Source organism: Nostoc sp. FACHB-888 (assembly GCF_014696655.1).
In the GTDB taxonomy this organism is placed as follows: domain Bacteria; phylum Cyanobacteriota; class Cyanobacteriia; order Cyanobacteriales; family Nostocaceae; genus Nostoc.
Genome location: NZ_JACJQM010000009.1, coordinates 111,403 through 134,433, shown reverse-complemented (window position 1 = coordinate 134,433; position 23,031 = coordinate 111,403). Strand labels below are relative to the sequence as shown.

Genomic DNA, 23,031 nt, shown 5'->3' with positions numbered 1-23,031 from the left:
GATCCCCCTTAGTCCCCCTTAAAAAGGGGGAAATAGAGCCATTATTAGCCCCCCTTTTTAAGGGGGGTTGGGGGGATCAAGTCTTATCCGAACCGCTATCGCTACCCGTCTATAGAAACAATACACTATGACCTAGCTTCCATTCCTCTGTCCTAAAAGGAAAGAAGCTTTGAATCTTACTCCCCTTCCCTTGCAGGGAAGGGGCTGGGGGTTAGGTCTGTATTCCATGTAATTAAGAACCGCTATAGTTCTGCCACATCTGTTGATAGGCATTCTCCATTTCACGGGCAAATTTCTTACCATTCCACAGAGGTGATGTTTGCCTTGATTGTCGCAGTTTCCAAGCAATTTGCTGCCTTAATGCAGCATCTTTACCCAAGCGCACACCCCACTCTACATACTCTTCATCACTCCAAGCTAAACCTTCAGTTACACCTACATTCATCATCATTGTGTAGCTGTTACGCGCTGCAAATTGTTCTCCGACTCTGGTTACTAATGGTATACCCATCCATAAAGTTTCTAGGGTTGTGGTTGCACCATTGTATGGATAGGTATCTAAGACAACATCAGCAATGGCTAAATTGGCACGATGTTCCATGTCTGTAGGTGCAGAAGGTAGAAATCTTAAGCATTCTAAATCAACCCCTTCTGCTTCAGCAATTGGGCCAATAAAGTCTTGTAAATCTTGATGATTACTTCGATGACTTTTGAGAAGAAAATAACTATTAGGAACTTGTTTAATAATTTGCATCTGTAACCGGATGTTATGGGGATTACGTTTTAATCCGGTTTGGGAGCTAAAATAAATAATTCCATTATTAGGAATATGTAAAGATTCTCTGCTGATAGTGGGTGTTCCTACAGTAAAGCCATCTATACCAATATAATTTTGAGGGAGACGCCAAATTTTTTCAGTATAGTAATCTTGTGCTGATTCTGGCAATACGTAGTTATCAGCAATAAAGTAATCAACTGTTGAGAAACCAGTTGCATCATAACCTAACCAACTAACTTGAATTGGTGCAGGCTTAAGGGCTAAAATAGCACAATTACCATAAGAAGTCAAACTATCTAAATCCACTAAAATATCTATTTCATCTTGGTTAATTTTATCTGCCATTGCCACCATAGAAAAACATTCTTGATGAAAACGATCACCAAATTCTATTTTATAAGCTTGTTGTTGTGGATCGTAAATATTCTCCTTTAAAGAATATAAATAAATATCAAATTGTTGACGATTATGATATTTTAATAACCACCAAGCTAAGAAACCCACAGAATGAGTACGAAAACATTCTGATAAATAGCCTATTCTTAAAGGACGCTCTTTTAGAGAAGGACGAGTTGAGTTAAAACGTTGTTTATAAGTGTTAATATTTTCAGGAAAACTTTTCCATACCACTTGTTGACATAAAGCAGCTAATCCATTACGAATTAATCTATTTTCACGTGGATTATCTTCCATATATAGTAAAAAAGAACCAACAGATAAAATTCGCACTAAAGTTTCGTTGTCTGGTTTACTAATTACAAGATTAGATAAACATGATTTATGTTTTTGGTAAGCCCGAACTGATTCTTCCCAACTTTCACAAGAAGTTAAGAATGCTTCTAGTAAATAGTGACTACCAATAATTTGATCAATTGGTTCTTGAGCCAGGTTCAAATATTTTTTTACCCAATCAATAGATTTTTTAATATAATCTAGTCCTAATCTTTGTAGAGGAGGAATTATTTTGATAATACAATCTAAATTATTAGGTTCTAAACGAAGAGCAAATTCAGCCAAATAAATTGAGATATAATAATTAGAACAACGATAATAGGCATCAGCTTTTCCTATTAGTAATGGAATAATATTTTCAGAGTTTTCTAAATAAGGTACAAGTGTTTCAACCAGTTGATTAACAAAGGGAGGAATATTAACTGGATCAGGATAAACTAACTTTTCAAGCACTGTAGTTAATAAATTTTCATCAAAAATAGGAACTTCTGTTAGTTGAGATATAACTTCAATAAGTTGATTAATATTATTTTCCAGAGCATGAATGTTTAAATCAATGTCTAGCTCGATTATTTTTAAAATATTATTAATATCATCAGGAAAAAATTCTTTGATATGTTGACGAATTACCCAAGCTAATTGATAGTTGGAATTTGCTTCTTGTTGTTGAGCAGCATTTAATAAAATTTCAGTTAATTGTTGCAGCCATTGTTCTGATTCTTCCTCAAATTCTAGAAAAGGAGTCATCCATGTAATTTGCGCTTCTTCCTCTCTGCCCTCTAATAAGAAGGCTAATCCTAAATACCAATAATTAGAAACTTCTCTGGTATCTTCAACAATATTTTGTTCATATTGTTGAATACTTAACAATTTTTGAGTTGAAGAAACTTGATTATCTAAATTAATAGTCATCATTAATACCCTTGACCCAGTTTGATAATTTATTACCAAAGAGACGAAATCTGATTTAAAATAAGCTTAAAAATAAAAAGCAATGTAGGGATTAACAGCTGTTAACCCCCACAAGGTTTGAGAAAATCAGATAAAAAAATACCAGATGCATTGCAATCCATCTAGCATTTTCAAAAACAAAGAATTAAACTTTATTTCATTTCCTCCATCGTACCTGCTCCACAACCCGCACTGGTGTTAGTTAAGCTAGGAGCGACAAGGGCATTTTGAGCTTGTACTCCCTTTGTCTGACAAGCAACAGCAGCGGTTTGTCCACTTGTGAGAATGGTGACACCACCATTAAAGCCTCTAAGAGAAGAGGGATCTTTAGCTGTTGCTGTAACACTAGTAGTGTTGAGAGCCGCAGCGGAGAGAGTATAGTCATAGTTAGGCGTCGAAACAGGAATACCAATTTGTAGTTGGTCAATAGTGCCAGCAAACGATGTATTTTCTATTCGGTAAGATTGTTGCGCTCTGTTAACTGAACCAACGTAGGTTTTAGCTTCAGATTGTTTAGCTTTTGCTGCTTGGTTTAAGAAAGAAGGTAGAGCGATCGCAGACAAAATACCGATGATAATAATTACTACTAGTAATTCAATGAGTGTAAAACCTTCATTTTCGTTCTTCTTGTTGAGGATGTGTTGAAGAAATTTAGCTTTTAGTTCGGTTTTCATAAGTGTTTACCCTGGGGTAGGAAGTGTTTGTTTGTTCTAGATATAACTTACCCACCTGCGATCGCTTTCCTATCACCTTCAGAAAAAAAGTTTTGGGAGATGCGGTTACACAATCCAAAATCCTTGCATTCAAAAGCCCCTGATGTATACCAGGGGCTAGATTTTCAATTTTGTTTGTGAGAGTGCTTTATTCAAATTCAGGTAGCCACAGTTCTGATATTGCCATTTCCCAACCTGGTAGCAAATCCGGTAATCTAAGTGTGTCTCCATTTTCCAACACCACTGGAGCTTGGTTTAATCGGTAAACCGTTACTGTTAATTTGTCAGGGTCAATTAGTATGCCGACTACAGACCCAAGTTGCAAAAATAACTGAATCTTCTCTTCAAGCGGTTTAATTCTGTCGCCTTTAGATTTAATCCCAACCATCAGGTCTGGAACCAACCCTACAAAGTCGCGCTTGGTCTTCTTCAGCCGATCAGGGCGAACAAATGATACGTCAGGCGATGCCTACGGCGGTAAACTACGCACATTTCTTTTTTCTAAGTCGTCTTCTTCTATATTCGGTAGGATAAACAAACCCTGCGCTAGAACCAGTTACACGCCCTAGTTTGCGTGACATGACCCAGATATTTAAGAAGGTACTCAACCGAGCGCCAATTTCCTCTGACTCGTAATCTGATAAAGGAGAAACTATGATTTTTCCCTCTACCAGTTCCATCTGCCATTCTGGATGCTCAGTGTGTAACTGCTCTAAATCGGTGATGGTGAGGGACATAACACGCCAAATAACGCTTTAATCTCTATCATACGTACCTCAACCTACGAAAGCTAGAATGTATTGTGTTGAAATAAAAACGCCTCATAGTTCGCCATTAGTAGCATCAATGAAAACAGATGTAATTTTTTATGAACTTATCAAGGAACTACCACAGATATTTTTTGAACTTATTAATAAACCTGACACTAATCCTAATATCTACACATTTATTGCACCTGAAGTTAAGCAACAATCATTTCGTTTAGATGGTTTATTTACTACTGTCAAGGGATTTGAAAATGAACCTATGTACTTTGTAGAATTGCAAACCTACAAAGATGAAGAATTTTACGAACGACTTTTTGGGGAAATTTTTGTTTACTTTCGTCAATATAAACCAGCCAACTCAGGCTGGTACGCAATTGTTATTTACGACAAACGTATCCATGAAACCCCACCTCATCCACGCTATCAGGCTTTAGTAGAACAACATCTACGCTGCATTTATCTAAATGAACTTTCTACCAGGGCTGAAGATTCCTTGGGGATAGGAATTGCCAAACTATTTGTAGAAGTACCTACAAAAGCTCCTTCTTTAGCCCAACAGCTAATCATTCAGGCACGAGAAGACTTCCTGGATGAAAACCTTCAAAAGAAAGTGATAGCATTTATCCAAGCCATTGTATTTTATAAGTTTCCCAATCTTACCTTAGAGGAAATTGAAGCCATGCTTGATTTAGATGCATTCAAAAATACTCGATTGTACGAGAGTATCGTGGCAAAGACAGAACCAGAAACCAAGCTGAAATTAGCCCCAAAATGTGTTGAGAAAGGTATGAGCATTCAAGAAATAGCTGAATTTCTAGAGCTAGACGTTGAAATTATCAAGAAATATCTGCAAGAACAGTCTTAATAGTTAAGAAGATGTTTGGCAAGTGTTGAGCGCATAGTACCCTAGGCATTTGGCGTAGGCGTAGCCCGTCGCAGACATCGCTTACTATTTGGCGTAGCCAATCACAGTTTGTTATGCTATATTAAGCGTAGTCGTTATGAGTTTGTATATTTTCATGGCTAACACAACAACAGAAAACTTAGTAATTATCGGTTCTGGCCCAGCAGGGTACACAGCAGCTATTTATGCGGGACGCGCTAACCTGAAACCCGTTGTATTTGAAGGTTTCCAAGCCGGGGGTTTACCGGGTGGGCAATTAATGACAACGACGGAAGTTGAGAACTTTCCAGGGTTTCCCAAAGGGATTACCGGGCCAGAACTGATGGATCAAATGAAGGCTCAGGCAGAGCGCTGGGGGGCTGAACTATATACTGAAGATGTTATATCAGTTGACTTGAATCAGCGTCCATTTACAGTGCGATCGCAAGAGAGGGAAATAAAAACCAACAGCATCGTCATTGCTACGGGTGCAACAGCAAAGCGTTTGGGTTTACCCAACGAACATGAATTTTGGAGTCGGGGTATTTCCGCTTGTGCAATTTGCGATGGTGCAACACCAATTTTTCATGGCGCAGAATTGGCTGTAATTGGTGCTGGCGACTCGGCGGCGGAAGAGTCTATTTACCTCACCAAATACGGTTCTAAGGTAAATATGTTGGTACGCACCGATAAAATGCGGGCTTCTAAAGCCATGCAAGACCGCGTTTTGAACAACCCGAAAATCCAAGTGCATTGGAACACAGAAGCCGTGGATATCTTCGGTAACGGCCACATGGAAGGGGTGAAAGTCCGTAATACCAAGACTGGTGAAGAAAGCAAACTCCACGCTAAGGGTTTATTCTACGCCGTTGGTCACAGTCCCAACACCTCTTTATTCAAGGGGCAATTAGAACTGGATGAGGTCGGTTATGTTGTCACTAAGCCCGGTTCTGTAGAAACCAGTGTAGAAGGCGTTTTTGCTGCTGGCGACGTACAAGATCATGAGTTTCGGCAAGCAATCACGGCTGCGGGTACTGGCTGTATGGCGGCGATGTTGGCAGAACGTTGGTTGTCATTCACTGGCTTGATTCAAGAATTCCATCAACAACCAGAAATAGCAGACAATGAATTAGAACATCAGCCAGCCAAAAAGACTGAAGCCGAGGAAGAAGCTGGATTTTACTTGGATGCGACGCGCCATGAGGGAGGTTATGCTTTACGGAAATTGTTCCATGAAAGCGATCGCTTACTCCTTGTTAAATATGTCTCTCCTGGCTGTGGCCCTTGCCATACCCTGAAGCCAATTTTAAATAAAGTGGTGGATGAATTTGACAGCAAAATCCACTTTGTAGAAATTGACATCGACAAAGACCGAGATATTGCTGAAAATGCTGGTGTGACAGGAACACCAACGGTTCAATTGTTCAAAGATAAGGAGCTGGTGAAGGAAGTTAAAGGTGTAAAGCAAAAGAGCGAATACCGCCAGTTGATTGAAAGTAATCTTTGAGATATTGGGTATTGGAGACTAGGAAAGACTCTGCCCAGTATCCAATACTCGCTTAAATGTTAGCTTTAATAAGTTAGGCAATAGCATACCCTGTGTGTTGCCTAACATTTGGCGGGTGAAATCCCAAGACAATTTTCTCTTTGGGAATTCCTGCTGCTACTAATTCGTAGGTAACACCATCTTCTGTGTCATCCCGTTGCACCCAAATTTTGTCATCAATAATATCGAGATGAACTAAGCAACCGTGAATTCGTTTAACACCATCCCAGCCTAAAGTTATCAGCAAATAACTATCATTTTCGCTATCAAATACTGCTTTACATTCAATGGCTGCGTGTGAATAAGGAATTTGTGTGTAGGGTACTAATACCTCTTTGATCATACGTCGATAATTATCTAAGGTATCCATTGGATAATCCTCTCAGCTTCTGGATTAAAAACGAGTAAATTTAGATTTTCAGTCTCTATTAAAAGTGTACCAATCGGTTCCTCAAACAAAGCTGTAAATACACTGTCGCGCACTGCCAAATATAATGTTCTTTCTGGTTCGAGGCGATGGATAACAGCACGATACATGATAAATCCCCCAATAGCATCTTTAAGGTCTGCCATTTCTGAGGGACTGACAAAACTTTTAATTTCTACAGCTATTTTTTTACTTCCTTGTTCTGCGGCTAAGAGTTGCTTGGCTCCTAAATCTACATACATATCTTTTTGCCCCCACTTTAAATGTAAGGGGTCATCTGTAATTATCCAGCCTTCTTTAACTAAGGCATTCTTAACAGCGTCATGATAAATATCTCTTGCAGGTATATCAAAGTATATTAAAATCCAATACGCTTGGGTTAAGGGCTAATTGTACAAAATTGTGGGTTTTCGAGACGCTATAAATAGCCGTCTCTACAAGTGTTTTGGTCTTATCTGAACTGTATTGTATTAAAATTTTTCTTTACTTGTAATCATTTACCTTTGCGGTAACACTTGGCTAGTAATTTATCTCCACCAAAAATAAGGCATAATCTCACCTCTAACTCAGTCTAGCTCTGTATCCACCGCGAAACAGTTAGACTTTTATTCACGATGTTTACGCAATCCCCTATCTGATATGTAAAATGGTCAGCGTATCAAGCTTTGATCCAGGCGATCGCACATGGCCATTACAAAACGGCGACTACCGACATTTTTACAGTTTGGCAAAAGTCTCAATCTTTCCCAAAAACTCATGCTCATCGGGTTAGCCATTACCCTATTTTTCATCTTCCTGGCATTCTTCGCTCCCGTATTGCAAGCTTGGGGATGGCTGCAAAACCCCAAAGATTTTCTTTCTAATCCAATTCATGAGCCACCCTCAGCTAAACATTGGTTTGGTACTAGTCGTTTGGGTTATGATGTGTTCTCCCGGACGTTGTTTGGCGCTCAAGCTGCTTTGCAGGTGGTGATTTTGGCAACAGCGCTGAGTATGATTATCGGTGTGCCTCTGGGGATGCTGAGTGGTTATCTCGGCGGTAAATTGGATAAAGTGTTGCTGTTTATTATGGATAGCATCTACACTCTACCGGGACTACTGCTATCTGTGACACTGGCGTTTGTGGTGGGGCGTGGGATATTAAATGCAGCGATCGCTATTAGCATTGCCTACATTCCCCAATATTACCGCGTTGTTCGCAACCACACTGTGAGCGTGAAAACTGAAGTGTTCATCGAAGCGGCTCAAGCAATGGGCGCTTCTACTTGGGTTGTGCTTTCTCGTTATCTATTTTTCAACGTCATTCAAAGCGTACCCGTCCTATTTACACTCAACGCTGCTGATGCAATTTTGGTGTTGGGCGGTTTGGGTTTTTTGGGGCTAGGACTTCCCGAAGAAGTGCCAGAATGGGGACATGATTTAAAACAAGCCTTAGAAGCTCTACCTACTGGCATTTGGTGGACTACACTTTTCCCTGGTTTAACCATGACATTCATGGTGGTAGGGTTATCACTACTTGGTGAAGGGTTGAATGAATTTGTCAATCCCCGTTTACGTAGAGAAAATAGAATCCGAAAGTAGTCATTGGTCATTAGTTTTGGACAAAGGACAAATGACAAATAACAATTGACAAATAAACAATAGAGAGATTTGTATGAAAGATAATCTAACGTTAATTGCCGCCGCTACTGGCGGATTTATCCTTTCTGTTGCCCTTGCTGGTATTTTAAGAGGTGCGCCAGTTACAGGTTGGCATGAGCAATCGAGTTTCCGTACCACGAATTTTGCTAATTTACAGAAATCGGAGTTGAAAGCCGCGCGTCTTCTCCCAAGCAAAGACGCTGCGCTAACAGATCGGGGATGAAAACTACTCGCACCCAATAATAGGGAATAGAGAATAGCTGTTCGCCAATTACCAATGCCCAATGCCCAATGACAAATGACAAATGACAAATGACAAATGACAAATGACAAAATTCAAGTAATTGGCATTGATGTGGGGGGAACAGCAATTAAGCTGGGGCGGTTTACAGCCGATGGTACTTGCCTGCAATCCTTGACTGTGGCGGCTCCCCAACCAACAACACCAGAGGCCGTGCTGGCAGTGATCGTAGATGCGATCGCGCAAATTGATCCAAATAATCAAACTGTTGCTATTGGTGTTGGGACTCCTGGCCCATCCGATGCAGCAGGACGCATTGCGAAAATCGCCATCAACTTACCTGGGTGGCTTGATGTGCCTCTAGCAGACTGGTTAGAAACCAAAACTAGTAAACCTACTGCGATCGCTAACGATGCCAACTGCGCTGGTTTGGGAGAAGCTTGGCTGGGAGCCGGTCGCCACTTTCAAAATCTGATTCTGCTAACTTTAGGAACTGGGGTTGGTGGCGCAATTATTCTAAATGGCAAACTATTTGTTGGACATCAAGGAGCCGCCGGGGAATTGGGTTTAATTTCATTCAACCCAGATGGGCCAATTTGTAATAGTGGCAATCAAGGCTCTTTGGAACAATACGCCTGTGTTAATGCAATTCGCCGCCGCACTTTCAAGGAACCCATCGAATTAGGTTTTCTGGCACAACAAGGAGATCCTGCAGCATTGACTTTTTGGCAACAATATGGTAAAGATTTGGGAATTGGATTGACGAGTTTGATTTATGTACTAACACCGCAAGCGATCGTCATTGGTGGCGGCATAAGTGGCAGCTTTGAATTTTTCTCCCCAGCAGTGAAGGCAGAAATTGAGAAGCGAGTTCAGCCTTTATCACGAGCGGGTTTACAAATATTGCCAGCAGAGTTAGGCAATTTTGCAGGGATAGTAGGTGCAGCAAAGTTGGCATTGCAACACTATTCAAGGTTTTAAATTATGGTTCAAACAATCCCAGCTAGAGACATCAGTCTTTACGAATTAGAAGAAAAATTTGGTTTGCAACTTGCCACAGACACCAACTTTTTTCCAGAGTGGACAGAAAACTTACCAACTCTAACTGATGGTGAAAAGCAAGCGATGGCGCGAGTAAAAAGCAACTATTTAAACTTAAATAAGCACCGTCTAATGTCAGAAGAGGCGGTAAAGATGGTAGTGCTGTCTCCTTTACTCGATTTAGCTGGATTTTATCAACTTACTTTTGTGATTGAAACCGAGACTTCTGTTGAGATTTGCGCTGAAGATGAGAGCTTTATAGTTAAAGGAAATATTGATGTTCTTGTCATCCAAAAACGTTTTTGGGTACTTGTCATCGAATCTAAAAGCAGTAAATTTGATGTGATGACAGCCCTACCTCAAGCACTAGCTTATATGCTTGATCGTCCAAATCCTGTACAACCGACTTTTGGTTTACTAATCAACGGTAGGGAATTTGTTTTTGTAAAATTGATTCAACAAGAACATCCTTGGTATACACGTTCTTATGCGCTATCAATTGAACGTGATTCAGAACTACACCAAGTACTCAGTATATTGAAGCGCCTTGGAGAATTAATCGCGTAATTCGTAATACTAAGACAAAGAATATCCTGTTGCCTTATAAACGTATTTCACAACTTTTTCATAAGATTCGGGATTACTCACAGGGTTGATGATGATGGGGATAGTGCCATCTGGCAACCAAAAAGTTATCCTGCCGTTCGGTTCATGGCAAAAGGAACTGATGCAGTTGAGATTAATTACATATTCATTTTTTTCGTAAAGGATTTTCACCCAGTGGGCATGATCTAATTCCAACCCAGTCACACATTCTAAATAATCGAGGATTTTTTGATAATCTTCCAAGTTACTGTGCGGGTTAATCACTATCGGAATGGCACTATCGGGTAACCAAAAAGTAACCCTACCGTTTAGTTCATAACAAAAAGCGTGGACACGTTCAAAGTTCACTACATATTCTTTCCTCTCGTAAAGGATTTTCACCCAGTACGCCACAACATCTCCTCAAGTCTGAAATTTACGAATGATGCACCCTGTATAACCAAATGTACTGAAGCCTTAAGTTAATGTTGCTGTGTACCAATTAAAAATTATTTTTAATTTCTAATTTTTAATTTTTAATTGTTATGACACCTCCAATGGTGTTGGTGTACCTATCGAAAGAGAAAGAGCGATCGCTGCTTGAATAAACCCTTTAAATAAAGGATGAGGGCTACTGGGGCGCGATTGAAATTCTGGATGAAATTGGCAAGCAAGAAAGAATGGGTGCTTGGGTAATTCCACAATTTCAACTAAGCGTCCATCGGGAGAAGTCCCACTGATCACATAGCCAGACTTTAATAACAAATCGCGGTAAGCGTTGTTAAACTCATACCGATGTCGATGTCGTTCATAAATTACATCTTCTTGATAAAGCTTGAAAGCCAATGTATCAGGAAGAACACGGCAAGGATATAGCCCCAAGCGCATTGTACCCCCTAAATCGACAACTTCCTGCTGTCCTGGCAATAAATTAATTACCGGATCAGTTGTATGAGCGTCAAATTCAGCACTATTAGCACCTGTTAATCCTCCTACGTGCCGGGCCCATTCAATCACAGAGCATTGCATTCCCAGGCATAAACCCAAAAAGGGAATTTGGCGATCGCGCGCGTATTTAATGGCGGCAATTTTGCCATCCACCCCCCGAACGCCGAAACCTCCTGGCACAACTATGCCATCAACACCTTTAAGATAAGTTTCGGGCAGTTGAGTTTCCAAATCTTCTGAGTTCACCCAACGCAGGCGCAGTTTGCCATAAGTGGAAATTGCAGCATGGTTTAGTGCTTCCACTACAGATAGGTAGGCATCACTTAACTGCACATATTTACCGACAATGGCAATTTCTAACTCGTGCTTGGGAGTATGTAACCGTTGTACCAAGGTTTGCCACTGCGTCAAATCTGGTTTGCGTTGCTCCATTTGCAGCAAGTTCAGTACTTGTTCTGCCATTCCTTCGCGTTCTAGATTCAGGGGTACTTCATAGATACTTTTGGCATCTTGGGAAGTGATGACGCATTCTTCGGGCACATCACAAAATCCCGATAATTTCTGCTTTAATCCCTTGGGTAATGGGCGATCGCTGCGACAAACTAAAATATCTGGTTGAATACCAATGGATCTCAGTTCTTTAACTGAATGCTGTGTTGGCTTAGTTTTCATTTCACCCGCAGAGGCAATCCACGGTACGAGAGTTACGTGCATATACAGCACATTCTGCCGCCCCACCTCTTTGCGGAACTGACGAATTGCTTCCAAAAACGGCAGTGATTCAATATCTCCCACCGTACCGCCGATTTCTGTAATTACTACAGATGGGTTTGTACTTTTAGCAACTCGTAGAATCCGCTCTTTTATTTCATTAGTAATATGAGGAATAACCTGTACAGTGCCGCCATTGTAGTCTCCGCGCCGCTCTTTATTGATAACTGCCTGGTAAATCGAGCCAGTAGTTACACAATTCAAACGCGACATTGAGGTATCGGTGAAGCGCTCGTAATGCCCCAAGTCCAAATCTGTTTCCGCACCATCCTGGGTAACGAATACTTCCCCATGCTGAAAAGGACTCATTGTGCCGGGATCAATATTAATATAAGGGTCGAGTTTGAGAATCGACACAGAATATTCGCGCGACTTGAGCAAACGCCCTAAACTTGCTGCTACAATGCCCTTACCTATACTGGAAACTACGCCCCCAGTTACAAAAATAAACTTAGTCATAGTAGTTTGAATTTCTAACAACTTCTAAAAATACATCCCGTCATTGTGCCACAGTTGTTGTGGTGTAATCTTCTGTGATTGAGCTTGTGAAAAACCTTTTAGGATTAGTAATATTCGGCTGTATTCTCACATCCTCCGTAGCATTGGCAGAGCCATCTCTTATAGTCGTTTTTCCCCAAACAAACTACCAGACGAGTGCCCAAAAAATCTTTTTTCTGGGGACTGCACCACCAAATGGCCAGGTTTTGATCAATAGTAAGCCAATTAACCGCAGCAAAGCTGGTCATTTTTCCCCTAGTTTCCCCTTGCAGTTGGGGGAGAATCTTTTTACCGTGCGTCACCAAAATCAAGAACTCCAGATTAAGGTGACAAGGCTTAACACTAGCCCTGAGCTACCACAGGGGTTAGCCTTTGCTAAAAATTCCCTGACTCCAGCAGCTGACATTGCCAGACTACCGGGAGAAATAATTTGTTTTAGCGCGATCGCACCCCCTAACGCTAATGTCTCTGTCAAGTTAGCTAATCAAACTATTGCCCTTTCACCTCAACCTCAACAGGCACAACTACCAAGTAATTTGGCAGCTTTGACAGGGCAAAATCAGCCTCATGCCCAGTCTAGCGTAGGAAAGTATGAGGGTTGCATTACACTGCAACAACCTGATCCTGCTTTTTCATCCCTAATTTACGGTAACAACATCATTTCTGGTGCTGTTGTCCCAGACTCCATTAAAGAGGTAGATTTGGGACAACCTCAGTTTCAACTGACGCTCAATGGCAAGACGATAACTCAACCAGGGACTGGTAAAATTCAAATCCTTTCAAAAGCACAGTTGCCAGTTTCTGAGGTTACAGTAGAGTCAGGCGTTGCTCGTACTGGACCAAGCACCGATTATTCTCGACTTACACCACTGCCTAAAGGTACACGCGCAACAGTAACAGGTAGGGAAGGTGAATGGTTACGCCTAGACTATGGTGCTTGGATTAATAGTCAGGAAACCCGCATTCTACCTGGTGCAATTCCGCCACAAACAATAATTCGCAGTGTCGGATACCGTCAACTCCCTGATGTGACAGAGATAGTTTTTCCTTTACAAGTTCCCGTACCTGTGAGCGTGCAACAAAGTGAGCAAGCTCTCGCTCTCACTCTCTACAATACCACTGCCCAAACGGACATTATTCGCCTGGATGATGACCCCCTAATTTCTCGCCTAGATTGGCAACAGGAGACACCAGAACAAGTAAAATACACCTTTAACCTCAAAAAAGCTCAACAATGGGGATATAAACTGAGATACGACGGTACAACCCTGGTTTTGGCTTTGCGTCATCCGCCGAAAATTGGGAACACAAAACGCAAGCCTTTAGCTAATTTCAAGATTGTACTTGATCCAGGGCATGGAGGTAAAGAATCTGGTGCCAGTGGCCCAACTGGATATTTAGAAAAAGATGTGAATTTGGTGGTATCTAAGTTGTTGCGGGATGAGTTGCTGAAGCTAGGAGCAACGGTGGTAATGACGCGGGAGGATGATAAGGAAGTTTCGCTAGTAGAGCGTCAAGCAATTATCAACCAAGAAGAACCTGCGATCGCTCTTTCCATACATCACAACTCTCTACCCGATAATGGCGATGCCGAAAAAACCAAGGGATTCGGCACTTTTTGGTATCATCCCCAAGCCCACAATCTCGCAATATTTTTACAGAATTATGTAGTCAAAAACCTCGGCAGACCTTCCTATGGTGTGTTTTGGAACAACCTAGCGCTGACACGTCCATCTGCTGCGCCATCGGTGTTACTGGAATTGGGTTTTATGAGCAATCCCGATGAATTTGAGCAGGTAGTGAACCCAGAAGAACAGAAGAAAATGGCTTATGCGATCGCTCAGGGAATTACTGAGTGGTTTAGGAGTGTGAGATAAATTTTGAGGTACAACACTAGTTCCTCATTGTATTTAATAGAGTGCGATGCCTGCGGCGGGCGTTCGCGTAGCGTCTCGGAGAGAAGCCATCCCCTTCAGCGAGGCGTAGCCCATTGCTCTTTTTTAGCTAGTTCTTGCTCAATGTTGCGATCGCTCTTTGTTCAAGCTTTTTGACTTTTATAGTGTATTGCCAAACATAGCACTTAGTGCTATATAATAAGCGAAGCTAATGACCATAGCATGATAATCTACCAAACCCGATGGTTTAACCGTTGGGCACGCAAAGAGGGTTAGCCTCTGCGCTGCTGTAAACGAAATGACGGCAGGACTTTACGAAGCCGATCTAGGAGGCGGACTGTTCAAAAAGCGTAATGGAGGTAATTTGCAATGCCGAAGAAGAAATCAGCGATTCTTGAAGCCGTTCACGAAACGGCTATGGGGCTGCACAAGGCTGGACTTATGGATCAGACTACATTGCGTGAATTCGACTGTCTGTGCTTGTCTCCAATTGAACCGCTAGAGCCTAAGCAAATTAAGGAAATACGCGAATCATCTCATGTCAGCCAGGCAGTATTTGCTGCGATTTTAAATACAAGTCTATCAACGGTTCAAAAGTGGGAAATCGGTCAGAAGCGTCCCAGTGGCACTGCTCTTAAGCTGTTGCACCTAGTTAAAAAACGGGGATTGAATAGCGTGATTGATTAAAGGGTTAACCCTGCGTACTTGCTGGAGTGCGATGCCTGCGGCGGGGCGTAGCCCATTGCTCTTTGTTCAAACTTTGTGACTTTTATCCCTCTTTTGTCACTCTGGGGAAATAAAAATTGAGGCTAAATGATGAAACTTAGATTTAGTGGGAAGATTAGCGATCGCAAGCTAATAGAAACCTTCAAACAAAGCTCTACAGTTAAAATCCTATCCGGGCAAGGGTTACAGATTATTCTCTGCCGAAAGTGACAAAAGAGGGTTTATAGTGCGATCGTCAAAACCATTCCTACTGTATCAATCAAGTAGAATGAAAGTTTACTAGTTCCTGAGAGGTGTCCGATGACTATGCTTGATCGCCGCCGTCAACTTCAACAACAAATTGCTCAACTTCCAGATGACCAACTAACTCAGGTTGAGCAATATCTAGCATTTCTTGGTCTTCAGAAAACAGTTGCATCTCAATCAGAAGTGACCAAATCACCTTCCACTGGAGCTTCGATTCTGGCATCTTTAGAGCAAGCACACATTCCGCCCGATTCTCTTCTGGAGGATGAGACTCTAGCAGAACCACCTGAAGATTTTGCTGCTAGGATCGCTGAAATCAAACAACGTGGCGATCGTTCTCAATCTGTGATCCGACGAGGCTCTACAGGTCAAGACTTGCTCAAATTTGCTGGTACTTGGCATGGAGACGACCTAAAGGAGTGCCTAGCATTTCTTGATGCAACTCGCTCAAAAGCGAAGTTTTAAGTCAATAATTTATGTATTTGCTCGATACCAATCACTGTAGTTATCTCATTAACAACAACCCTCAAGTTGTGGCAACTGCTCAAAGCTATGCTCAAGATCCTTTTGGGATTAGCATCATTAGCTATGGTGAGTTGCTCTACATGACGGAAAAATCAGAGCGTCGAGAGATGAACTTACAAGTAGTTCAAGCATTCTTGACAGAGATTGATATCTATCTGATCAACAAAGAAATAGCTGAGATATACAGTCAACTGAAGAACCGCATTTTTCGTCAATTTGCCCCAAAAGAAAAAAACAAACGCCGTAGTGCCCGCATTCAGGATCTCGGTTTTGATGATAATGATCTATGGATTGCCGCAACAACAATTTATCATAATATTACTCTCGTCTCTGCTGACAGCGATTTCACTAGGATTCAGCAAGTTTACAGCTTTTCAGTCGAATCCTGGATTTAATTGCTTTACCTAGTATGCTGAACTAATAAATTAAGTGCCAATTTAATAAACATCGCTATTTTTAGCTAGATCCTGCTCTTTAAAGGCTTTCCACTGCTCAGATATACTTTTTGCTTTTGCCCGTTTCAGGTCTTTTTCATAATCTTTTAATAGTTCCATGCACAAACTTTGCAACTCAGTTGTGTTTTTAGATACTTTTTTGTAATCAAAAGTAGATTTTTTTCGTCTTTCAAAAAGTAGTTTAAATCTACAATAATGTTGTTTCTGAGGATATCAGTTATTATTCTCTTAAATTAGTTTAAGTCTTTAGAATTTAACACAATTTTTAATTTATTTGTATATACAGCTTTACCAACTTCATCCTTTTGCATAATTTGAGAAATAACATATAGTAGAAAATACTTTGTCGCCGAATAATAAGCATATTGTTTATGGTCAATTTGGTCTAGTTGTTCTTCAACAACAGAGAGGATTTCATATACAAGAATTATTCTTTGGGCATTAACTTCTGGTCTACCGAATATTTTTGAATAGTACTCGTCAAAAATCTGCGATTTTTGGTGGGAGTTCCAAGGTTCATTCAGATCAAATGTTAATAGCATTCTTCCAGCATCTTCGTTGCTTATTACCTTACCTTCATCCAATATTTCTCCCCTTTTGACGGCAAATTCATAGCCATCAATGCTTTCAAATTCTTTTTTTAGCCTTTGTTGTATAGTTTGATTTGATTGTAAATCTCTAGGCTTGATAGCATTCTGATTATTGCTATTAGTCGTAATTTTTTTTACAAGACTTACATCGTTAGTATTAAGTTTTATGATCTTAGTAAGTATCTTTAAATTCTCAGTAATATTTTTCCTTTGATTGTAGAGAGTAGTAATACTCTGAGCACCATTCACTACCACATAGTTATCTATAATTATTTTTTCATTTTCATGTTTAGCCGAGTCACAAATTATAGTAATTCCATTGTGATACAGTTGAAATTTAACATGTTCATTTGGATCTAAGATACTTTTTTTAATTGCTTTATTAACTTTTGTTGAACCTAAAGCCAGTCGTACATTTTGTTGAAATAATGAAGCATCTTCAATTCCAGACATTTTTACTAAATCGCTTGCAAAAGCAGTAAATACCCATACCTCTGCGATGTTGTCGAGAGTAGAAAAGTTTAGAGGGGTTACGTGAGAGCAATCAAAGACAAATTCATCATTAACTCCACCTTGTTTCTCAAAGTCTATATGTACTTCTACTATCTTTTTCTTGTCAAAAAGCTTAATACTCTCGTTAGAAGCCAAATATTCTGCTGCATTTTGATCGGCTGATGCATTAGTTATAAAAATACCTTTTACTATAAATCCATTTGTAATCTTGTTTTTCAGCTTTAGGTCTACTACGAGCTTTTTTAGTATTTCATTAGCATTTCCTTTCTCTATAAGCTCAATGTTTTCAATAGTTGAAAGCTGGTTAAGAGTTCCTGCAAATTCCTTTAAACTTGTATCACCAATAGTTTTGTTTGCACTTTCAACAGTTTTGGATTGAAAAACTATAATTTCTTCATTTAATTCATCAACGTATATTGCATCTATACCCTTATCCTGGCTTCCATCGCAAATTGCATCGTCAGCAGATGTATCATCCATGGCGAAAATATTTTCTAAAAACCAATTTAGAAATGATCTACCGATACTCCTTTCTTTTTTCCTGTAGGGTGATAATAAGTCAGATAAATTTGAGTATTCCAGTTCTGACTCTTGCATAATGATTACTTATATATACGGTTAATGTTAGTATATTATATAACATAAATTTGATGTAGCATCTAAGATATGAAAACTGCCACGTTTTTGTAAAACCCACACAACCTTCTAAAAACAACGCTCTCTCAACTCCTACAAAAAAATCAAGCATTGCTCTCTAACCTCTTCTGTGGTAAGCTTTTACCTGTGATTACTAAGTTTTTCAGTTTCCCATAAGGTTGGTAAATATTACTCTACATCTGGGTCGATACCCATTGCCCTGAGCCGTTCTGCTAGTTGTGCAGATTTTCGTTCAACTTGCTCGGCTCTTTGCCTTTGCAACTCGGCTTTTTCTTGACCAATCAGTAACAGATTTCCCTCTAAATCCCACCAGCGTAACCAAAATTGCTCAGGATTATTCAAGTAGCTTCCTTGCCATAACCCTAGTTCTACTCCTAAAGGAGGAATTGGGTAGTGGTCTCGCTCATTAGGCTGCATCTTGTGGTAAGAAAAATCTACCAGGTGATAAACTTCCAGTTTGTTATTACTAATTTCATAAATGGCATAGTAGGGAATTCGGATTATTCGCTCATATACCCAGAATTTACCTGGTTTTGTGCCTTCCCGACTACCAGCTAGAGGTAAAGGAGTGACATCTCGTTCTTCATCGCCATTACCACTAGCTAGTTCTACGGCAATCAATGGGGGTATATATTCCCGCCACAAAACATAGGAGCGGCGGTTTTTGCCATCTAGCCTTGGTGGTACACCAGGAACATAAAACCAGTCCGGTGCTGCTGGTCCTTTTTCTGGTGGTTCAGTCTCTCGCCAGTAAATACCACAATCTTGACCAATACAATACTGTCCATCTGGATGTAGGCGTTGCAAAACTTGAATAATTGAGTCTGTGAAAATGATGGTTTGGGGATGCTCTTGAAAATTTTTTACAAACGTACCATCAGACTCTGGTAGTTGAGCGTGATCGGGAAACTGAGGCGGTATGGCAACGTCAGCAAGTGTTTCACTCATGCTTTGACAAGTATTGCAGCTATTTATTTAGTGCTTTACACTTCCCATAAGGTGTTACTAAGTAGTATAACACCCTGCTCCGTCTTGATTTCAGTACTTCTACCCTGCTAGAAGCGCTTTGATTGCAGGTAGAAATATATGAAATCTTGATATTTTTAAAGTGTATGTATTTTAAGATCAGCGGCATAGTGGGAGCGATCGCTATTTTATTGAGCAGTGGCAGTGTATTCGCTCAAGATGCAGAAAGATATATTACTGTAGGGCATGATAAATTGGGAAACAGCGTAGCTCTGGACACGGAAACTATTAAGGGCACGACATACAAACTTTACGGGATCTACGGAGATGGGGTCTTCGAGACTACCTTTGATGCATCGTGCAAAGAATCGCGGCTTTTTCGCAATCGCATTGCGATTTACGGGCCAGAAGGACAGCTACTTGAAGAGGATAAGGAAAAAGGAGAAATCCCTTTTGTAGCAAGTTCTTCACCAGGCAAAGGAATGAAAGTTGTTTGTCAAAAGATTGGTGTCAGTGGTTGGTAGGTGTTCAATATTTTCTAAGTGGGGAATGGGGAATGGGGGAAGAGGAGCAGGGGGAGCAAGAGTGGAATAACCAATGCCCAATGCCCAATTCCCAATTCCCAGCTAGAAAATACTAAGGACAAAATAACGTGTCACGCGTATCTCGTCCTGTAATGGGATTAGTTCCTTTGGCAAGTTTGCACAATTTTTTTTGCTCATCGGAACGCAGCAGCGTATTGGTAAAATCTGCCCCGTCAATGATTGCACTATCAAATCTGGCGTTAGCAGCGAAAGCACCCTCCAACAGTGCATTTGTCAAATTTGCTCTAACTAAACGAGCTGAGTCTAAAGTGGCATTTCTCAAGTCAGCTCCCTCCAAATTCACAGACTCTAAATTTGCTGCAAAGAAACTCACACCGTTCAAATTAGCGTGGCTGAAGTTGCTCTGGCGGAGATTAGCTTTGGTAAAGCTGGAATCTCTTAAATCACGCCCTGAAAAATCAGCCTCGACCAAAATTTCTTTATTATATTCAAGTGCCAAAGCTGTGGGAGCAAAACCGACAATTGCCGTGATGCCAACTATTCCCCAAAGGAATAAGCTGAGTATACTTGCCCAAATCTTATAGTCTGTTTTACACTTGCGCCCCAACTTAGTACGGGACGAGTTTCGCTTAGAACCTGTTATGCGTAGGCGTAGCTCGCCGCAGGCATCGCTTAACCTAGAATTCATAAAATTCATAATATTTTTAATCAATGGCTAACCTTCCTCCATCTCATTATCCAGAAATTGGCTCTTTAGGAGAAGACCTAGTAGCCCAATGGTTGCAATCTAGAGGTTGGATAATTCTCCATCGTCGCTTTTCTAGTCGCTGGGGAGAAATTGATATCATCGCCCAACATGATGGACGATATGGGGAAGCAGAGGAGCAGGGGGAGAACTTCTTACTGGCTCAACGCCCCGCTAACACTACTCAGCGCTCATTACTAGCATTTGTTGAAGTCAAAACCCGCAGTTCAGGTAGTTGGGATGCAGGGGGAAGAAGCGCAATCACCCCACAAAAGCAAGCAAAAATCTCGCGGACAGCTGGAATGTTTTTAGCTCAGTATCCTGAAAAGGCAGATTATTCTTGCCGATTTGATGTTGCTATTGTTTACTGCCAAAGGATATCCAAAAATCTGACTGGTGTTATGGCAAAGGAAGCTCTTGCGACTTCATCAGCAGCCGGATATAAGTTTAAGTTGCAAGAATATATTCTTGCAGCTTTCGACTCTTCAGTTGATAGTAGTTAATTGATAATGGTTGAAGAATTCAGAAGTCAGAATGGGCTAAACCCTAGCTATCCGCTAACAGCATTCAGAATCAATTGTTTGGGATTCAAACCCGCCACTAAATTGTTCGCCCTTGGCGTTCTCGCAGGGTAGAACACTAAAAAAAGTATATTTAGGGGGGTGTTAAACCCCTTTATCTGTCAGTCGTACAAAATTTATGGATTTATTTTGACTTCTGACTCCTAACTACTGAATTCTTTCTTGATAATTTTGTAGTGGCGTTACAATCCAATAGAGTCACGCCAAAGTTTCTGGACAATAACCTAAGCCCCGGACAAACTGCTGCCGGAATGCCTCGATTTCGTCTCTCTCTGGACTACCATGAGAGACGATCGCAACCTGATAGCGACGCATCACGTCTACAGGACACTGTCCTGCTTCCAAACTCCAAAGTGCCATTTGCACCCTCATTGGCGGCTCGTAGCTAATTCCTAATTCATTTAGAAAAGCGCGGAAGTCGCCATCTTCTTGGGGCGAGATTTGACTTCTGAGTTTGATCCTAACCACCCAGCCATCAATTTGATGAATTACGGTGACGAAAGAAACTGGTGTCTGGGGTCTAGCGTGCAGATGTTGAACGACCCTCAGGGTTAGACTGGCATTTGCCAGATAGTACAAGTATTCCATGTTTGTTGGTGCTTGGGATCAAAGCCAATCCTACATATATATATTCGTCAATAAGTGCCTGTTCCCGGTAGGGTAAAAGCCCCCGTTTTTAGATGGGGAGGTTTACCCAATTTTTATGTTAAATTTTCCGTGTTACTTAATAGTAACAATCTTATAGCCTAGTGAGAAAATTGAGCGAAGATGCTTTAAAGTTCCTGTAGAAGCGAAAGCTCAAACTAAATTGTTTAAGAGAGTATAAATACTAAATAAACCAAAAACTAGTACAAGCCAATTTGAAAGACACATCTCGCCCACAAGAAAAAAATTTTGAATTAGATTGCTCGGTAGCTGGCTATGACTACGAACTAGCTCCAGAACTCATTGCTCAAAACCCAGCAGTTCCTAGAGATAGCTCACGGTTACTGGTGGTTAATTCTCCTACTACAGGTACTGAAACAGAACCCATACACCACATTTTCCATGATTTGCCTGCACTGCTGCGCTCTGGAGATTTGTTGGTTATGAACAATACAAGAGTCATTCCAGCGCGGCTTTATGGTCATAAATCTACTGGTGGTAAAATCCAGGTGTTGCTGTTGGAAGAACGGCAGTATAACTGTTGGTTAGCTTTAGTTAAGCCAGGAAAAAGCTTCAAACAGGGAACGAAGATTATTTTTGAAGCAAGGCAAGCGGAGACTGGTAGTTGGGGATTAAGAATTGGGGATTGGGAAGATTCTTCTCTAGTCCCCAGTCCCCAACTGACAGCTACGGTTCTAGAAACAGACGCAGCAACTGGGGGGCGTTTGTTGCAATTTGATGTGCCAGAGGGAAAGCCTTTGGTGCAACTGTTAGAGGTATTTGGTGAAGTGCCGTTACCACCGTACATCACTACCTCGTCAGCTGCTGATGAGCAGTATCAGACAGTTTATGCAAAACAACCAGGAGCGATCGCAGCTCCGACGGCAGGATTACACTTTACCCCAGAATTATTACAAAAGTTGCGCGATCGCAACATCAATCAAGCTTTTATAACGCTGCACGTTGGTGTTGGGACATTTCGCCCTGTGGAAGTGGAGGATGTTACTACCCATCAGATGCATGAAGAATGGATTGAAGTACCCACTGCTACAGTAGAGCAAATCCGCGCTACTAAAGCAGCTGGCGGTCGAATTATTGCTGTGGGAACAACGGCAGTAAGGGCCTTAGAAGGGGCGGCTCAATCTGTGAATTTACAACCATTTTGCGGCAAAACAGACCTATTTATTTATCCCGGCTACCAATGGCAGGTGGTGGATGGTTTAATTACTAATTTTCACTTACCGCGTTCCAGTTTGCTGATGTTGGTAAGTGCGCTAATTGGCAGACAACGATTATTGAATATATACAACGAAGCGATCGCTTTTGGATATCGCTTTTATTCATTCGGTGATGCAATGCTAATTTTGCCTGAAGGTGTGGGAGTTAGAAGTTAAAAGTTGGAAATTTGGAATTTTTTCTT

At 40.9% G+C, this 23,031-nt stretch carries 23 protein-coding genes and 1 pseudogene; 13 read left to right on the top strand and 11 right to left on the bottom strand.

The window, feature by feature from the left end:
- Positions 1 to 232: 232 nt before the first annotated feature.
- The 3 genes and pseudogenes from H6G26_RS08430 to H6G26_RS08420 all read right to left on the bottom strand — a co-directional run bounded on the left by H6G26_RS08430 (position 233) and on the right by H6G26_RS08420 (position 3,911).
- Positions 233 to 2,425, bottom strand: coding sequence for a hypothetical protein (locus tag H6G26_RS08430; RefSeq protein ID WP_242053639.1), 2,193 nt, complete (start codon positions 2,423 to 2,425; stop codon positions 233 to 235).
- A 188-nt stretch (positions 2,426 to 2,613) separates the two neighbouring features.
- Positions 2,614 to 3,135 (bottom strand): type IV pilin-like G/H family protein, encoded by a 522-nt coding sequence (locus H6G26_RS08425; protein WP_190728817.1) that lies wholly within the window; start codon positions 3,133 to 3,135, stop codon positions 2,614 to 2,616.
- A 187-nt stretch (positions 3,136 to 3,322) separates the two neighbouring features.
- Positions 3,323 to 3,911: pseudogene (locus tag H6G26_RS08420) on the bottom strand (Uma2 family endonuclease).
- A 109-nt stretch (positions 3,912 to 4,020) separates the two neighbouring features.
- Between H6G26_RS08420 and H6G26_RS08415 the strand changes: the two are divergent.
- On the top strand, positions 4,021 to 4,806 hold the full coding sequence (locus H6G26_RS08415; RefSeq protein ID WP_190728816.1) for an Rpn family recombination-promoting nuclease/putative transposase: 786 nt from the start codon (positions 4,021 to 4,023) through the stop codon (positions 4,804 to 4,806).
- Positions 4,807 to 4,960: 154 nt separating this feature from the next.
- Positions 4,961 to 6,331 (top strand): thioredoxin-disulfide reductase, encoded by a 1,371-nt coding sequence (trxB, locus tag H6G26_RS08410; protein WP_190728815.1) that lies wholly within the window; start codon positions 4,961 to 4,963, stop codon positions 6,329 to 6,331.
- A gap of 73 nt (positions 6,332 to 6,404) precedes the next feature.
- On the opposite strand, the gene H6G26_RS08405 is transcribed toward trxB, so the two are convergent.
- Entirely contained in the window at positions 6,405 to 6,740 is a 336-nt protein-coding gene (locus tag H6G26_RS08405; protein WP_190728814.1) for a XisI protein, read from the bottom strand.
- The gene (locus tag H6G26_RS08400) at positions 6,728 to 7,129 is read right to left on the bottom strand and encodes an element excision factor XisH family protein (RefSeq protein ID WP_347242447.1); all 402 of its coding nucleotides are present in this window, start codon (positions 7,127 to 7,129) and stop codon (positions 6,728 to 6,730) included. The genes H6G26_RS08405 and H6G26_RS08400 overlap by 13 nt, the downstream gene beginning before the upstream one ends.
- A gap of 352 nt (positions 7,130 to 7,481) precedes the next feature.
- Here H6G26_RS08400 and H6G26_RS08395 point away from each other — a divergent pair, with 352 nt between their 5' ends.
- The 4 genes from H6G26_RS08395 (at position 7,482) to H6G26_RS08380 (ending at position 10,287) form a co-directional block, all read left to right on the top strand.
- The gene (locus H6G26_RS08395; RefSeq protein WP_190728813.1) at positions 7,482 to 8,378 is read left to right on the top strand and encodes an ABC transporter permease; all 897 of its coding nucleotides are present in this window, start codon (positions 7,482 to 7,484) and stop codon (positions 8,376 to 8,378) included.
- 73 nt (positions 8,379 to 8,451) lie between these two features.
- Complete coding sequence (locus H6G26_RS08390; protein ID WP_190728812.1) at positions 8,452 to 8,661, top strand: hypothetical protein; 210 nt, start codon at positions 8,452 to 8,454, stop codon at positions 8,659 to 8,661.
- Positions 8,662 to 8,757: 96 nt separating this feature from the next.
- Positions 8,758 to 9,660, top strand: coding sequence for an ROK family protein (locus tag H6G26_RS08385; RefSeq protein ID WP_190728811.1), 903 nt, complete (start codon positions 8,758 to 8,760; stop codon positions 9,658 to 9,660).
- A 3-nt stretch (positions 9,661 to 9,663) separates the two neighbouring features.
- Entirely contained in the window at positions 9,664 to 10,287 is a 624-nt protein-coding gene (locus H6G26_RS08380; protein ID WP_190728810.1) for a type I restriction endonuclease, read from the top strand.
- 9 nt (positions 10,288 to 10,296) lie between these two features.
- Here H6G26_RS08380 and H6G26_RS08375 read toward each other — a convergent pair whose 3' ends face one another.
- Positions 10,297 to 10,719, bottom strand: a complete 423-nt coding sequence (locus tag H6G26_RS08375; protein WP_190728809.1) for a hypothetical protein — start codon at positions 10,717 to 10,719, stop codon at positions 10,297 to 10,299.
- Between the two features lie 129 nt (positions 10,720 to 10,848).
- Positions 10,849 to 12,483 (bottom strand): CTP synthase, encoded by a 1,635-nt coding sequence (locus tag H6G26_RS08370; RefSeq protein WP_190728808.1) that lies wholly within the window; start codon positions 12,481 to 12,483, stop codon positions 10,849 to 10,851.
- Between the two features lie 86 nt (positions 12,484 to 12,569).
- On the opposite strand from H6G26_RS08370, the gene H6G26_RS08365 reads away from it, so the two are divergent.
- The 4 genes from H6G26_RS08365 to H6G26_RS08345 all read left to right on the top strand — a co-directional run bounded on the left by H6G26_RS08365 (position 12,570) and on the right by H6G26_RS08345 (position 16,309).
- Positions 12,570 to 14,399 (top strand): N-acetylmuramoyl-L-alanine amidase, encoded by a 1,830-nt coding sequence (locus H6G26_RS08365; protein WP_190728838.1) that lies wholly within the window; start codon positions 12,570 to 12,572, stop codon positions 14,397 to 14,399.
- A gap of 387 nt (positions 14,400 to 14,786) precedes the next feature.
- The gene (locus tag H6G26_RS08355; protein WP_190728807.1) at positions 14,787 to 15,104 is read left to right on the top strand and encodes a DNA-binding transcriptional regulator; all 318 of its coding nucleotides are present in this window, start codon (positions 14,787 to 14,789) and stop codon (positions 15,102 to 15,104) included.
- Positions 15,105 to 15,443: 339 nt separating this feature from the next.
- Positions 15,444 to 15,854 (top strand): hypothetical protein, encoded by a 411-nt coding sequence (locus H6G26_RS08350; protein WP_190728806.1) that lies wholly within the window; start codon positions 15,444 to 15,446, stop codon positions 15,852 to 15,854.
- Between the two features lie 11 nt (positions 15,855 to 15,865).
- Positions 15,866 to 16,309: a type II toxin-antitoxin system VapC family toxin gene (locus tag H6G26_RS08345; RefSeq protein ID WP_190728805.1), complete on the top strand. Its 444-nt coding sequence runs from the start codon at positions 15,866 to 15,868 to the stop codon at positions 16,307 to 16,309.
- A 293-nt stretch (positions 16,310 to 16,602) separates the two neighbouring features.
- Here H6G26_RS08345 and H6G26_RS08340 read toward each other — a convergent pair whose 3' ends face one another.
- Both H6G26_RS08340 and H6G26_RS08335 read right to left on the bottom strand, forming a co-directional pair.
- Positions 16,603 to 18,069, bottom strand: a complete 1,467-nt coding sequence (locus H6G26_RS08340) for an AIPR family protein (RefSeq protein WP_190728804.1) — start codon at positions 18,067 to 18,069, stop codon at positions 16,603 to 16,605.
- Between the two features lie 228 nt (positions 18,070 to 18,297).
- Positions 18,298 to 19,077, bottom strand: coding sequence for a Uma2 family endonuclease (locus H6G26_RS08335; RefSeq protein WP_190728803.1), 780 nt, complete (start codon positions 19,075 to 19,077; stop codon positions 18,298 to 18,300).
- 164 nt (positions 19,078 to 19,241) lie between these two features.
- Between H6G26_RS08335 and H6G26_RS08330 the strand changes: the two genes are divergently transcribed.
- Positions 19,242 to 19,619, top strand: coding sequence for a hypothetical protein (locus tag H6G26_RS08330; protein WP_190728802.1), 378 nt, complete (start codon positions 19,242 to 19,244; stop codon positions 19,617 to 19,619).
- Positions 19,620 to 19,731: 112 nt separating this feature from the next.
- Here H6G26_RS08330 and H6G26_RS08325 read toward each other — a convergent pair whose 3' ends face one another.
- Positions 19,732 to 20,328: a pentapeptide repeat-containing protein gene (locus tag H6G26_RS08325; protein WP_190728801.1), complete on the bottom strand. Its 597-nt coding sequence runs from the start codon at positions 20,326 to 20,328 to the stop codon at positions 19,732 to 19,734.
- Between the two features lie 23 nt (positions 20,329 to 20,351).
- Here H6G26_RS08325 and H6G26_RS08320 point away from each other — a divergent pair, with 23 nt between their 5' ends.
- On the top strand, positions 20,352 to 20,888 hold the full coding sequence (locus tag H6G26_RS08320) for a YraN family protein (RefSeq protein ID WP_190728800.1): 537 nt from the start codon (positions 20,352 to 20,354) through the stop codon (positions 20,886 to 20,888).
- A 276-nt stretch (positions 20,889 to 21,164) separates the two neighbouring features.
- Here the strand turns inward: H6G26_RS08320 and H6G26_RS08315 are convergent, their stop codons facing one another.
- Positions 21,165 to 21,554: a hypothetical protein gene (locus H6G26_RS08315; protein WP_190728799.1), complete on the bottom strand. Its 390-nt coding sequence runs from the start codon at positions 21,552 to 21,554 to the stop codon at positions 21,165 to 21,167.
- A 245-nt stretch (positions 21,555 to 21,799) separates the two neighbouring features.
- On the opposite strand from H6G26_RS08315, the gene queA reads away from it, so the two are divergent.
- Positions 21,800 to 23,005 (top strand): tRNA preQ1(34) S-adenosylmethionine ribosyltransferase-isomerase QueA, encoded by a 1,206-nt coding sequence (queA, locus tag H6G26_RS08310; RefSeq protein ID WP_190728837.1) that lies wholly within the window; start codon positions 21,800 to 21,802, stop codon positions 23,003 to 23,005.
- Positions 23,006 to 23,031: the final 26 nt, after the last annotated feature.